Source organism: Dyella sp. AD56 (assembly GCF_002878475.1).
Taxonomy (GTDB): domain Bacteria; phylum Pseudomonadota; class Gammaproteobacteria; order Xanthomonadales; family Rhodanobacteraceae; genus Dyella.
Window position 1 is genome coordinate 34,399 of the sequence record NZ_NRDP01000033.1, and the last position, 12,737, is coordinate 47,135.

10 protein-coding genes are annotated in these 12,737 nt (G+C 63.5%); 9 read left to right on the forward strand and 1 reads right to left on the reverse strand.

From position 1 onward, the window contains the following. Positions 1 to 22: 22 nt before the first annotated feature. The 3 genes from hpnK to DyAD56_RS20195 are packed head-to-tail and all read left to right on the forward strand — an operon-like array spanning position 23 to position 2,737. The gene (hpnK, locus tag DyAD56_RS20185) at positions 23 to 814 is read left to right on the forward strand and encodes a hopanoid biosynthesis-associated protein HpnK (protein WP_233202759.1); all 792 of its coding nucleotides are present in this window, start codon (positions 23 to 25) and stop codon (positions 812 to 814) included. Further along, the gene (locus tag DyAD56_RS20190) at positions 811 to 1,830 is read left to right on the forward strand and encodes a lysylphosphatidylglycerol synthase domain-containing protein (protein ID WP_102304631.1); all 1,020 of its coding nucleotides are present in this window, start codon (positions 811 to 813) and stop codon (positions 1,828 to 1,830) included. Before hpnK ends, DyAD56_RS20190 begins: the two co-directional genes overlap by 4 nt. Positions 1,831 to 1,846: 16 nt before the next feature. Further along, the gene (locus DyAD56_RS20195) at positions 1,847 to 2,737 is read left to right on the forward strand and encodes an aminomethyltransferase (protein WP_102304632.1); all 891 of its coding nucleotides are present in this window, start codon (positions 1,847 to 1,849) and stop codon (positions 2,735 to 2,737) included. Positions 2,738 to 2,750: 13 nt separating this feature from the next. Here the strand turns inward: DyAD56_RS20195 and hpnA are convergent, their stop codons facing one another. Next, positions 2,751 to 3,779, reverse strand: a complete 1,029-nt coding sequence (gene hpnA / locus DyAD56_RS20200; RefSeq protein ID WP_233202761.1) for a hopanoid-associated sugar epimerase — start codon at positions 3,777 to 3,779, stop codon at positions 2,751 to 2,753. Positions 3,780 to 4,072: 293 nt separating this feature from the next. Here hpnA and DyAD56_RS20205 point away from each other — a divergent pair, with 293 nt between their 5' ends. The 6 genes from DyAD56_RS20205 to DyAD56_RS20230 all read left to right on the forward strand — a co-directional run bounded on the left by DyAD56_RS20205 (position 4,073) and on the right by DyAD56_RS20230 (position 12,732). Continuing rightward, positions 4,073 to 5,212, forward strand: coding sequence for a phytoene/squalene synthase family protein (locus tag DyAD56_RS20205; protein ID WP_233202763.1), 1,140 nt, complete (start codon positions 4,073 to 4,075; stop codon positions 5,210 to 5,212). Positions 5,213 to 5,229: 17 nt separating this feature from the next. Beyond that, positions 5,230 to 7,209, forward strand: a complete 1,980-nt coding sequence (gene shc, locus DyAD56_RS20210) for a squalene--hopene cyclase (protein ID WP_102304775.1) — start codon at positions 5,230 to 5,232, stop codon at positions 7,207 to 7,209. Further along, complete coding sequence (locus DyAD56_RS20215; protein ID WP_233202765.1) at positions 7,206 to 7,943, forward strand: purine and other phosphorylase-like protein, family 1; 738 nt, start codon at positions 7,206 to 7,208, stop codon at positions 7,941 to 7,943. Before shc ends, DyAD56_RS20215 begins: the two co-directional genes overlap by 4 nt. Before the next feature lie 78 nt (positions 7,944 to 8,021). Further along, complete coding sequence (locus tag DyAD56_RS20220) at positions 8,022 to 10,634, forward strand: MMPL family transporter (RefSeq protein WP_199179062.1); 2,613 nt, start codon at positions 8,022 to 8,024, stop codon at positions 10,632 to 10,634. 24 nt (positions 10,635 to 10,658) lie between these two features. Then, on the forward strand, positions 10,659 to 11,021 hold the full coding sequence (locus tag DyAD56_RS20225) for a copper resistance protein CopC (RefSeq protein ID WP_102304636.1): 363 nt from the start codon (positions 10,659 to 10,661) through the stop codon (positions 11,019 to 11,021). Positions 11,022 to 11,076: 55 nt separating this feature from the next. Next, positions 11,077 to 12,732: a CopD family protein gene (locus tag DyAD56_RS20230; RefSeq protein ID WP_102304637.1), complete on the forward strand. Its 1,656-nt coding sequence runs from the start codon at positions 11,077 to 11,079 to the stop codon at positions 12,730 to 12,732. Positions 12,733 to 12,737 lie beyond the last annotated feature (5 nt).

Below are 12,737 nucleotides of genomic sequence, written 5' to 3' on the forward strand. Positions count from 1 at the left end.
ACCCGCGCGCCCACGATTGATCGTGACGGCCGACGATTTCGGCCTGCACACCGCCGTCAACCAGGCGGTCGAGCGTGGCTATCGCGAAGGCGTGCTGCGCGCGGCCAGCCTGATGGTGACGGCACCGGCCGTGGCCGATGCCGTGGCGCGCGCCAGACAGATGCCGGGCCTCGCCGTGGGTCTGCATTTGGTGCTCGCGGATGGACAATCGGCCTTGCCGCCATCACGCATACCCGATCTGGTCGATGCACGAGGAAACTTCGGCGATAACATGGTGCGCGACGGATTTCGCTTCTTCTTCCTGCCGCATGTGCGCGAGCAACTGGCAGCCGAGATCCGCGCCCAGTTCCAAGCGTTCGCCGCCACGGGCTTGCCGCTCGACCACGTCAACGCCCACAAACACTTTCATCTTCATCCCACTGTGCTGACCCTGATGCTTTCCATCGGACGCAGCTACGGCCTGCGCGCCGTGCGCTGGCCGGCCGAACCCAACGCCAGCCCCTGGCTCAAACCCTGGCTGACACTCATGCGCCACCGGCTGCGCCGTGCCGGTGTACGCTCCAACGATCATGTATTTGGCATCCAGCACACGGGCGCCATGGACGAAAAGGTGCTGCTGGACGTGGTGCAACGACTACCCGACGGATTGAACGAGATCTACCTGCATCCGGCTACCCATGGAGAGCTCACGCCTGCCATGGCCGACTACCGGCATGCCGACGAACTGGCCGCCCTGCTTTCGCCACGCGTACGACAAGCCGTGGCGGAACACTGCCAACTTTGCGCCGGCTTCAGCGATCCGGCGGCCGCATGAAGTACTTCGTCTATATCGCCGGACTGCTCGGGTTGGTTGCCGCGATCATCCTGGTCACGCACCAAAACTGGTCAGCCATTGAGGGCGCCTTCGACCATGCAGGCTGGGCCTTGCTCTGGCTGCTACCTTTCCACGCCCTGCCCTTGTTGCTGGACGTATTCGGCTGGCGCGCACTACTGGCCCCAAGCGACCCGCAGCGGCGTGCCGGCGCGCCCTTCCTGTTCTGGGTTGCCACGGTGCGCGAGGCGTGCAATCGCCTGCTTCCGGTTGCCAATATCGGCGGCGAAATCGTCGGTATCCGCCTGGTCAAATGGCGAGGGCTAGACGGTGCGCCCGTAGCGGCCAGCGTCGTCATGGAAGTGCTACTGACCCTGGTCAGCCAATACGTCTTCGTTGCCCTGGGCCTGTTGCTGCTGATCGGCATGGCGGGCCATATCGGCACACTCAATTCAGTGATCTGGGCGGTGGTGGCCACGCTTCCGCTACCCATCGGCCTGATCTGGATACTGCGGCATGGCCAAATGTTCTCGCGACTGGAAACGTTTGCGGAGAAGCTGCTCGGCGGCCCCTCGCGTTTCACCGAGCTGCTGGATGGCGCCCGCCTGGACGAGGAGGTCCGCAAGCTCTACGGCAAGCCCGCGCGACTGGCCGTAGCCTGCGCATGGCAGGTAGGTGGTTTCGTGGTGGGCAGCTTCGAAAGCTGGCTGGCTTTGCAGTTGCTGGGTTTTCCCATTTCCGTGTGGGACGCGATTGCCATCGAGGCGACCACCCAGGCCGTGCGCCACATCATCTTCTTCGTACCCGCGGGCCTGGGCGTGCAGGAAGGCGGGCTGGTGCTGTTCGGCAACATCATCGGCTTGCCCGCCGATGCCGCCATTGCACTGTCGCTGGTCAAGCGTGCCCGCGAAGTAGGCTTTGGCGTGCCCGCCCTGCTGTCGTGGCAGTGGGCGGAAGCGCATCGCATGCATCGCCGTTGGCTCTCGCGCCGCAAGCCAAAGCTTTCCGAGACACCGTGAATCGACTGAGGTGAGCATGCCCCATGACGCCGTAGCCGCCGCCGACCACATCATGCGCCACTGGGCAGGCAATGAGCCGGGGCGCATCAAGATCGGTTCCGATGCCCACAAGCGTCTGTTCTGCCGGATGCTGCTGGACACGCACAACCCCTACAAGCCGGCTGTGATCGACTGGCCCACGCTAAGCGCCGATGCCCTGCACCGCATTACCTCGCTGCCGATCTGGGACATCGCCGTGCAGACCGAGGGCAAGGCAAAGCTGCGCGTCGCTACCTACACAAACACGGTGACCGACCCACTGCTGCACGAAGCCCTCACCATGGACGGCGACGAAGAGGCACGCCACAAGGTGGTGCTCAGCAAGATGGTCGCAGCCTACGGCATCGAGTTGGCGCCCGAACCGGAGTACGAGGTGCCGAAAGACCCCGAGTGGGGCTGGCTGGTCACCGGCTACAGCGAGTGCATCGACAGCTTTTTCGCGTTCGGCCTGTTCGAGTCCGCCAAGCAAACGGGATACTTTCCTGCCGAACTGGTGGAAACCTTCGAACCGGTCATGCAGGAAGAAGCCCGCCACATTCTGTTCTTCGCCAACTGGGTGGCGTGGTATCGCAAGCGACTGCCGTGGTGGCGACGCCCAGCCTTCGAACTCAAAGTGATGCGCGTATGGCTGTTCCTGATCTGGGAGCGCATCGGCATCGCCAAGGGGCTGGATGGCAATGGCGAAATGCAGGACGCCAACTTCACCCTGACCGGGCATGAGCAGATCGGCCTGGATCTGAAGGTCGGTGAGCTGATCGACCTTTGCCTGGCGCAGGACAGCTACCGCATGGGCGGCTATGACGAACGCCTGCTACGCCCAACCTTCGTCCCGCGCATGGCACGCCTGGCGAGGCGGTTTGTGAAATAAACCGCTGCAAAAGTCAGCGGTGCAGACTGAACCAGGCCACCGCATCTTCCAGCGCTAAGCGCACGGGCCCCGCGGCGTAACCCAACTCCCGCTCGGCCTTGGCACTGCTGAAAAACATGCGCTTGCGGGACATGCGCACCTCTTCCACCGTGGCGATCGGCGGCTTGCCCGTGAGCCTCGCCCACGCCTCCGCCACGTAGGCCACCGGCATGACCGCACCATGCGGCAAACGCCAACGCGGTGGCGGGCGGCCAACAATATCGGCGATCTCAAACAACAACTCGCGCAGGCTAAGGTTGGTGCCGCCAAGCACGTAACGTGCACCGACCGTACCGCTCCGGAAGGCCAGCCAATGCCCGTCAGCCACGTCATCGACGTGCACGACATTGAGCCCGGTATCCACATACGCCGGCATGCGGCCCGCCATGGCGTCGCGCACGATGCGCCCGGTGGGCGTCGGCTTGATATCCCGCGGGCCAATGGGCGTGGACGGATTCACGATCACCACCGGCAAGCCCTGCGCCACGTACTCGCTGACGAGTTGCTCCGCCAGGAATTTGGAACGTTTGTAATGGCCCACCATGTCGGCCAGGGACACCGAGGTCGCCTCGTCGCCGGGCGTGCCGTCTTTGGGAATGCCCAGTGTTGCCACACTGCTGGTGTAGACCACACGCGGCACACCGGCACGCCGCGCGACTTCCAGCAAGGCGCGCGTTCCTTCGACGTTGGTCTGATACAACTCCTGCGGCCTGGGTGCCCACAGGCGGTAATCGGCGGCCACGTGAAACAGGGCATCGCAACCGTCGCAAACTCCTGCCAGCGAAGCGGCGTCGGCAAGATCGGCCTCCACCACCTCCACATCCAAACCCTGCAGGTTGCGCCGGTCGGAACCCCGCCGCGCCAACACGCGCACGCGATGATCTTCGCGCAACAAGCGCCGCACGACGGCAGAGCCGACAAATCCCGTGGCGCCAGTAACCAGTGACCTCACCGGCTGGATACCGAGGTATGCCCGACCATCGCCAGCACAAACTCTGGACACATAAGTGTGCTTATCCCTGAACTCGGGGAGGAGTTGCGGTTCATTATGGACGAACAGCGCGCACGGCGGCATCGCATCCCGTCACCGTAGCCATTTCTCGGCGCGCAGCACCAGTGCCAGGCGTCTACCCCACCCGCTTTCCCTGGGGATGCTGTGATCTATTCAACGTGCGTGAACGTCTCGACAAACCGAAGACATTTGCTCTGGTCAGATGGCTACGTCTCACAGGGACAGGGTGATACCATGCCGACGTTGCTGGTTTCTCTGTATGTGAATACTAAGAAGGCCCAGGCATGCCAATGTTCGATGCAAAACAAGCCGCTGAGGTCGCCCCGAGCAACGCCAGCGCTTACCAGGAAGCGATTCTTCCAAAGGTTTCACGGACGTTTGCGCTGACGATCCCGCAGCTGCCGCCGGCACTGCGCGACGTCGTTGCCAACGCGTACCTGCTTTGTCGCATTGCCGACACCATCGAAGACGAGCCCGCTTTCACCGCGGAAGAAAAGGGTCGCTACGAAAACGCCTTCGTCAGCGCCGTCACCGGGCACGTGGACGCACGCGGATTTGCCGCCGACATCGCGCCACGTCTATCCAGCGCCACCTCGGAAAGCGAACGCGATCTGGTGTTCAGGCTGCCATTGGTGTTGGAAGTCACCGATACCTTCAACCCCACGCAGCATGAAGCCATCGTGGAATGCCTGCGCGTGATGTCGCAAGGCATGCACGACTTCCAGCGTGTCGTCGGCCCGCAAGGCCTGGAGACGCTGCGTGACATGGATCGTTACTGCTACCACGTCGCCGGCGTGGTCGGTGAAATGCTCACCAAGCTGCTTATCGACTTCGAACCCGAATTGGTTCCGCAGACACGCACGCTGATGCGCTTGGCCATTTCGTTCGGCCAGGGCCTGCAGATGACCAACATCCTCAAGGACCAATGGGAAGATCGCAGCCACGGCGTGTGCTGGCTTCCGCGTGATGTCTTTGCGCGTCACGGCGTGGAACTCCGCGACCTCACGGCCGGCCAGCAAGATGCCCGCTACGCCAACGCCATGATTGAACTGATCGGCGTTGCGCACTCTCACCTCTGCCGCGCTGTGGAGTACACCCTGCTCGTGCCCGCGCGCCACGCCGGGTTCCGTCGGTTCTGCCTGTGGAGCATCGGCCTTGCCGTGCTTACGCTGCGCAATCTGCAGGATCGCCTGGATTTTTCGTCGGGCACCGAGGTCAAGGTTTCGCGCGCCGCGGTTGCCCAGACCATCGGCTTGACGCGCCTCAGCGACAAGTACGATCCGGCGGTCCGCTTCCTGTTCGGCGCGGCGGCCCGCAAGTTGCCACTCACACCACTGGGGCCAGAATGGGATGTGCCTCAGGCAAGGAACGTAGCGTGGCCGTGGCGACGAGCGTCGGACTTCAAGAACGCACGATCGTTATGACGGATACGCCAGCCACCATGGCGCCTCCTACCCTAGCCCCCTCGCGTCAACCGCAACACAAAAAAGATCGCATCGACCAGGCCATCGACCGCGCGCGCCACGCGCTCATGGCCCGGCAGCGGCCCGACGGCCACTGGTGTTTCGAGTTCGAAACCGACTGCACCATTTCCTCCGAATACATCCTGATGATGCACTTCATCGACGAGATCGATGACGTGCTGCAAGAAAAGCTGGCGCGATACATCCGCCTCAAGCAACGACTCGATACGCATGGCGGCTGGCCGCTGTATCACGACGGCAAGCTCGACATATCATGCACCGTCAAAGCGTATTACGCCCTCAAGGCCGCCGGCGATTCGCCCGATGCGCCGCACATGCGGCGCGCTCGCGAGGCCATCCTGGCCCAAGGCGGCGCGGCGAAGAGCAACGTCTTCACACGTATCCTGCTCGCCATGTTTGGGCAGGTGCCGTGGCGTGCCGCGCCATACGTACCAGTGGAGATCATGCTGTTCCCGCGCTGGGCGCCATTCCACCTCGACAAGGTGTCGTACTGGGCGCGCAGCACGATGGTGCCGTTGTTCATCCTGTGCTCGATGAAGGCGAAGGCAAAAAACCCGCGCAACATCGGCATTGCCGAATTGTTCGTGACGCCGCCCGACCAGGAGCGCCACTACTTCGGCACGACTACCTTCACCAGCAAGCTGTTTCTCGTACTGGACAAGCTCGGGCGAGCTTGCGACCCGCTGATACCGTCCTCGTTGCGCCGCAAGGCCATTAAGCGCGCCGAAGCATGGTTCCTGCCGCGCATGAATGGCGAGGACGGCCTCGGCGGCATCTTCCCGCCGATGGTGAACGCACTGGAGGCGATGGATCTGCTGGGCTACGCCAAAGATCACCCCGCGCGTGCCACCTGCCTGAAGTCGTTGCAGAAGCTGATCGTGCATCGTGACGATGGCACCGCGTTCTGCCAACCCTGCGTGTCACCCGTGTGGGACACCGGCTGGGCCGCCTTCGCTTTGTTGCGCGCCTCGCCCGATGAGGCCACGCAAGATGCGGTGACCCGCGCCATGGAGTGGCTTGCGCCCTTGCAGGAACTCGAACTCAAGGGCGACTGGGCCGAACAGGCACCGGATCTCGCGCCGGGCGGCTGGGCCTTCCAGTACGCCAATGCGTACTACCCTGACCTCGACGACACCGCCGTTGTCGCCGGCCTGCTGCACGTCGCCGTGCGAGGAACCCCGCGCGAAGGCGTGTATCGCGAACGCATCGAGCGCGCCGCGGATTGGCTTATCGGCATGCAGTCCGACAACGGCGGCTTCGCGGCATTCGACCGCAACAACACGCACTATCACATCAACGAAATACCCTTCGCTGATCATGGCGCCATGCTCGATCCGCCGACGGAAGATGTCTCCGGACGCGTGTTGGCATTTCTCGGCGTGCTCGGCCGCCCGCAAGACAAACCCGCCATCGAACGCTGCCTGACGTATCTCCGTGGCGCACAATTGCCGGATGGCTCGTACTGGGGGCGCTGGGGCACCAATTACATCTACGGCACGTGGTCCGTGCTGGCCGGCCTTGCGCTGGTCGGCGAAGACATGCAGCAGCCGTGGATTCGTCGATCCGTTGACTGGTTACTCGCGAAGCAGCATGCCGACGGCGGCTGGGGCGAAACCAACGACAGCTTCTTCGACCCTGAATTGCGCGGCACCAACGGCGGCGTAAGCACGCCTCACAGCACCGCGTGGGCGTTGCTCGGCCTGTTCGCTGCGGGTGAGCATGCATCCGACGCGGCGCGGCGCGGCATCGAGTGGCTGCTCGACCATCAGCAACCGCAGGGCGAGCAAGAGGCGGACCTCTGGTATCACCCCAGTTTCAACGCACCCGGATTCCCCCGGGTGTTCTTTCTGAAGTATCACGGCTACACCGCTTATTTCCCGCTATGGGCACTTACCCGTTATCGCCAATTGATGGCGCGCTCGCGGCCGAGCCAGTGACGCCGAATACCGTGGGCATCGTGACAGCGCTGGCCGCCGAAGCGCGCACCTTGACGCGCCGATTCGTGCCGGTGCGCACAACGTCGACGCTCGATACAGGGGAGTTCCTCTACCTCACCGGCATGGGCCAACAGGCCGCACGCGAAGGAGCACAGGCGCTGATCGAGGCGGGCGCCAGCGCACTCGTCTCGTTTGGCGTAGCCGGGAGCCTTGCCCCTGGCCTGCGGAGCGGCACCTTGTTCTGCCCGTCCTGCGTACTCGACGAACGCAGCCATGACTACCAGCCCGATCCGGCGTGGCGCGTATCGCTCATCCGCTGCCTGACGGCGGCCAATCTTCCGCTGGTGGAGCAAGGCAGTTTGTTGAGCCTGCCCGAGCCATTGCTTTCCGTTGAGGCGAAAGGTTTGATGCGTGAGCGCCACCAGTCGCTTGCTGTAGACATGGAGAGCGCCGCCATCGCGATCGTTGCGGCAGAGCACCGAATACCCTTCATAGTGTTGCGTGCGATCGTCGACGAGCGCGAGGACAACGTACCCGCCGAACTGCAGAGCAGCATCGATGCCTGGGGCCGCCCTCGCAGCCTGCGCATGTTGGCCACCTTACTGCGTCACCCTTATCTACTGATGGAGCTGCCAACCCTGGCTGCACGCATGAGCAAGGCGACACGCGCCTTGCGCGCGGCGGCACAAGCGGCAGGTGCGGGTCTGGCGCGCGACGCGGCCCGGTCCTGCTAATCTTCAACCATTGTTTTCGGATGTCAGGCTTGGCCTCGACGTACGGCCGGCGGCATCGTAGCCTGGAGGTCCGACGGCGTGTTCAAAGCGATTCATAAAGGCCTGGTTTGGACGGTGGACCGCAGTGGTCGGCATCACTATGTCGTCCTGCTGCTGACCGCTCTGTTTGTCATGCTGAGTCTTTGGGGTGCATCGCGGCACCTGAGCATCGACACCGACTCGGACCATCTCTTTTCAGACAAGCTGCCGTGGCGGCAACAGAGCGCCGCCTTTGCGCGCCAGTTTCCCCAATTCAGCGACACGCTGACCGCGGTGGTGCGCGCACCTACGCCCGAAGAAGCTCGCATTGCCGCGCAGGCGCTCAACGCCAAACTGGTGGCTGACAAGGAACATTTCCGCTCATCGTCCACGCCGGGCATCAGCCCCTTCTTCAATCGCGAAGGCCTGCTACTGCTTCCCCAGGATGAACTGGAAAGTACGCTCGACAGCATGCTCCAGGCACAGCCTCTGCTCGGCCCGCTGGCCAAGGACCCGTCCGCACGCGGCCTGTTCAACGGCATCAACCTGATGGTTGAAGGCGTGCGTCGCGGCATGGCGGATGACCTGTCCTCGTACGATCCGGCGCTCGGCAACGTCGCGCAAACCATGGAAGACGCTGTGGCAGGCAAGAACGCACCGCTCTCCTGGCAGGCGCTACTGACGCCCGATCTGGTCAACAGCAACGGCGGGCAAGAGTTCATCCTGATCCACCCCGTGCTCGACCACACGGCGCTGGAGCCGGGACAGGCCGCCACACAAGCAATGCTGCAACTGGCCCATGAACTGCCTGAGGTGAAATCGGGCCGCGTGCACATCAACTACACCGGCTCAGTGCCGTTGGCCGATGAAGAGTTCGCCTCGCTGACCGATCGCGCCGGGCCAATCGCTATCGGTAGCAGCCTGCTGTTGGTGTTCTGGCTGGTGCTGGCGCTAGGCACCTGGCGACTGATCGTTCCGGTGGTCATCACATTGGTGGTTGGCCTGATTTACACGCTGGGCTTTGCCGCGCTTTCCGTCGGCCGACTCAACCTGGTTTCCGTGGCATTTGCCGTGCTGTTTGTCGGCCTCGCGGTGGACTTCGGCATCCAGTTCGGCGTGCGCCTGCACGCCCGCCAGTACAGCGACCGTACGTTTGACGACTCCCTGCATGAAACGGCCAATCGCGTGGTCAGCCAGGTCGGGCTTGCCGCGCTCGCCACGGCCTGCGGCTTCCTCGCCTTCGCACCGACCGACTTCACCGGCGTCGCGGAGCTCGGCATCATCGCCGGCGTCGGCATGCTGCTAGCACTCGTCTGCACACTCACCGTACTGCCTGCGCTGCTGCGCCTGCTGGCAAAAGGCTCTCCGCACGCTGAGGTCGCACTACCCGGCAGCATCGCTGCGGATAAGTGGTTAAACCGCAACCGCAAAGCCGTGCTGACGGTCTTTGTCGTGCTTGGCGTCATCGGCATCTGGTGCGCGGCCACCATCCCGTTCGACGCCAATCCGCTGCACACCAAGCGCGCGGATACCGAGGCAATGCGAACGCTCACCTCGCTGATGGACGACCCAAACACCAACCCGTTCACCATGGACGTGCTCGCAAAGGACCTCCCCCAGGCCAAGGCTTTGAGTGAGAAGCTGGGCAAGTTGCCGGAAGTGGCCCAGGTGGTATCGGGCGTCGACTTTGTGCCGACCGGGCAGGATGAAAAACTCGAACAGCTGCAGCAGGCATCCGACCTGATGTATGCCGTACTGAATCCTGGCGAGAAAGTCGCAGCACCTACCGCCGACGAGATGCGTGACGCCGCCAAGGACACCAGCGACGGCATCGCCAGTGTTGCCGACAAGCTGCCAGCCAACTCGCCGCTGCGACGCATCGGCAAGGCACTGGCTGCACTGGCCCATGGCAACGACCAACAAATGGCGACAGCGAACGACGCGCTGACGAAGTACCTGCCCTACACACTCAACCAGTTGGCCGACTCGCTATCGGCCACACCCATCACCATGCAGAATCTGCCGGACGACCTGCGCCGCGATTGGTTTGCACCGGATGGGCGCGTCCGCGTGCAGGTAACGCCCACCACCAAGGCACAGAGCACTGCCGGCCTGCGCGATTTCGTCCAGGCCGTGCAGAAGGAAGCCCCGGATGCCGCAGGTTCCGCCGTCGATACCATCAGGGCGGCCGACACCATTCTCATTGCGTTCCGTGAGGCGGCGATCTATGCCACCGCGGCCATCGCCATTGTGCTGATACTGGTGTTGCGCCGCGCACGCGACGCCGGCCTGGTGCTGGCAACGCTGCTGATGTCTGTCCTGCTCACCGCGCTGCTGGCACGCTTGTTCGGCATTGCCATCAACTTCGCCAACATCATCGCGCTACCCCTGCTATTGGGCGTGGGCGTGTCGTTCAATGTCTACTTCGTAATGAACTGGCGCCACGGCATGCAGTTGTTCCTAGGCTCGCCCACGGCACGCGCCATTCTGTTCTCTGCGCTCACTACGGGAACGGCTTTCGGCAGCCTGGCCATCGCGCGTCACCCAGGCACGGCGAGCATGGGCAGCGTGCTGTTGCTCAGTCTGGTGGCCGTGCTGCTGTCCACCTTCGCCTTCCTGCCCGCCATGCTTTACTCGATCGGGCTGTGCAAACAACCCTTCAGCCACACTTGATCCCCGTCGCTTTGGAGCCACCGCATGCAACTCAATCGTCGCGTCGCGTTCGCCACTCTCGCTCTGCTCGCCAGCCTCAACGTCAGCGCCCACGCCATCCTCACCGACAGCACGCCCAAGGCCAACGGTAGCGTCGCGGCCGGTCACGTGGCACTGACACTCAAGTACAACAGCAAGATCGACCAGGGGCGCTCACGACTGCTACTCGTCGCCGCCGACAAGAGTGAAACGCCGCTCGCCATTACCGCCAATGCAGACAAGCCCAACGAGCTGGACAGCGCGACGGACCTGAAGCCCGGCGCTTATGTCATCCGCTGGCAGGCGCTAGCTCTGGACGGACACATCACGCGCGGCGACCTGCCGTTCACCGTGACGCCCGCGCCCTGAGCGCCGCAATCAACGTGATCGCAATCGTTAGGCACCGCTGACCAACGGGGGTACCGTGGCACTGCTCGTCGACATCTTTGGCTACCTGAGCGTCATCCTGCATGGACTGGTGATCGTCGCCCAGTCCATGACGCTGGGCGGCCTGCTTTTCCTTGTGTTCCTGCTGCACCCGCTGAGCTCACGACTGGTACAGGGCGACGCGCTGGAACAACGCATCGTGCGCCTGACCCGCTGGAGCGCCTGGGGACTGGTGCTCGCCGAACTGGCGACGACCGCACTGCAGGTATCCGTGTTGATGTCGACCGTCGACCTGCCCTTCTCCAACGTCATGCAGGCGTCGTTCGCCGTGGCGGCCAGCGTCAAGATCCTCTGTGCGCTCGCCATCGCCTTTTGCCTGGGCCAACGCACCATGGCGCGGTCGATTCCGCGCACGCTACTGCTGTTGGTCGGCCTCATCGAACTGGCCGCCGCCACGGCCACTACGCATGCCTATGCGCGCCTGGACGACAACACCCTGCTGATGCTCGTGGAAGGCCTGCACCAGTTCGGCGCCGCGATCTGGATCGGTGCCATTCCCTGCTTTGTGGTTGTACTACGCCACCTGCAGGACGCGGATGGCATAAGGTTGGTCGGTTCGCGCTTCTCCCGTATGTCGATGATCGGCGTGGCCTGCATCCTGCTGTCCGGCATCACCATGTGGATCTTCTACGTGGGCGACGCGCAGGGTTTCTACGGCACGGCCTACGGCGTCATGGTTGGCGCCAAGGTGGCGATGTTCATCGGCCTGCTGGGCCTGGGGCTCGGCAACTTCTTGGTCACCGAACGCCTGCGCAAGGGAGGCGATGCCTCCGTGACGCGCATGCGTCGCTTTGCCGAAGTGGAGATCGGCATCGGCTTCACCATCTTCTTCGCGGCGGCCTCGCTGACGTCCGTACCACCTGCCGTCGACCTGACCACCGATCGCGTGACACTGCACGAAATCGCCGTACGCAATGCGCCGGCATGGCCGCGCCTGAGTTCACCCGATCACGACACGCTGGCCATTTCGCAATTGCAGACCCAACTGGATCAGGACGCCGCGCGTGATCACCAAGTAACGCAGTCGGCCACGACGCCTGGTTCCGGCATCCTGCCGCCGCGCAATGCCGAAGATATCGCGTGGTCCGAATACAACCATCACTGGGCCGGTATCTTCGTCCTGTTGATCGGCTTCCTCGCCTTGCTCAGTCGCGCGGGCATGCGATGGGCGCGCCATTGGCCACTACTGTTCCTGCTTATGGCGGCCTTTTTGCTGCTCCGATCCGACCCTGAGGTATGGCCACTGGGTCAGGAGGGATGGTGGGTGGCGTGGCGTGATGTGGAAGTGGCGCAGCACCGATTCTTCGTACTGCTGATCATCCTGTTTGGCACGTTCGAATGGTCGGTGCGTACCGGCCGCCTGAAAAGTGAGCGCGCGGCGCTGGTCTTTCCGCTGCTGGTTGCCGTGGGCGGCGCCATGTTGCTCACACACAGTCATCAGATTTCCAACGTGAAAGATCAGATGCTGATTGAACTAACCCACACACCGCTGGCGCTGGCCGGCGTGGCCGCGGGTTGGTCGCGCTGGCTGGAGTTGCGCCTACCCGGACGCGGCGGGCGTATTGCCGGCTACGTGTGGCCGGCGTGCTTCATGCTGATCGGCGTGATCCTGCTGTGGTATCGCGAGGCGTGAGGCGC

Coding starts and splice junctions, on each gene's coding strand:
- DyAD56_RS20190 (WP_102304631.1), top strand. CDS start 811: ATGAAGTACTTCGTCTATATCGCCGGACTGCTCGGGTTGGTTGCCGCG.
- DyAD56_RS20195 (WP_102304632.1), top strand. CDS start 1,847: ATGCCCCATGACGCCGTAGCCGCCGCCGACCACATCATGCGCCACTGG.
- DyAD56_RS20205 (WP_233202763.1), top strand. CDS start 4,073: ATGCCAATGTTCGATGCAAAACAAGCCGCTGAGGTCGCCCCGAGCAAC.
- shc (WP_102304775.1), top strand. CDS start 5,230: ATGGCGCCTCCTACCCTAGCCCCCTCGCGTCAACCGCAACACAAAAAA.
- DyAD56_RS20225 (WP_102304636.1), top strand. CDS start 10,659: ATGCAACTCAATCGTCGCGTCGCGTTCGCCACTCTCGCTCTGCTCGCC.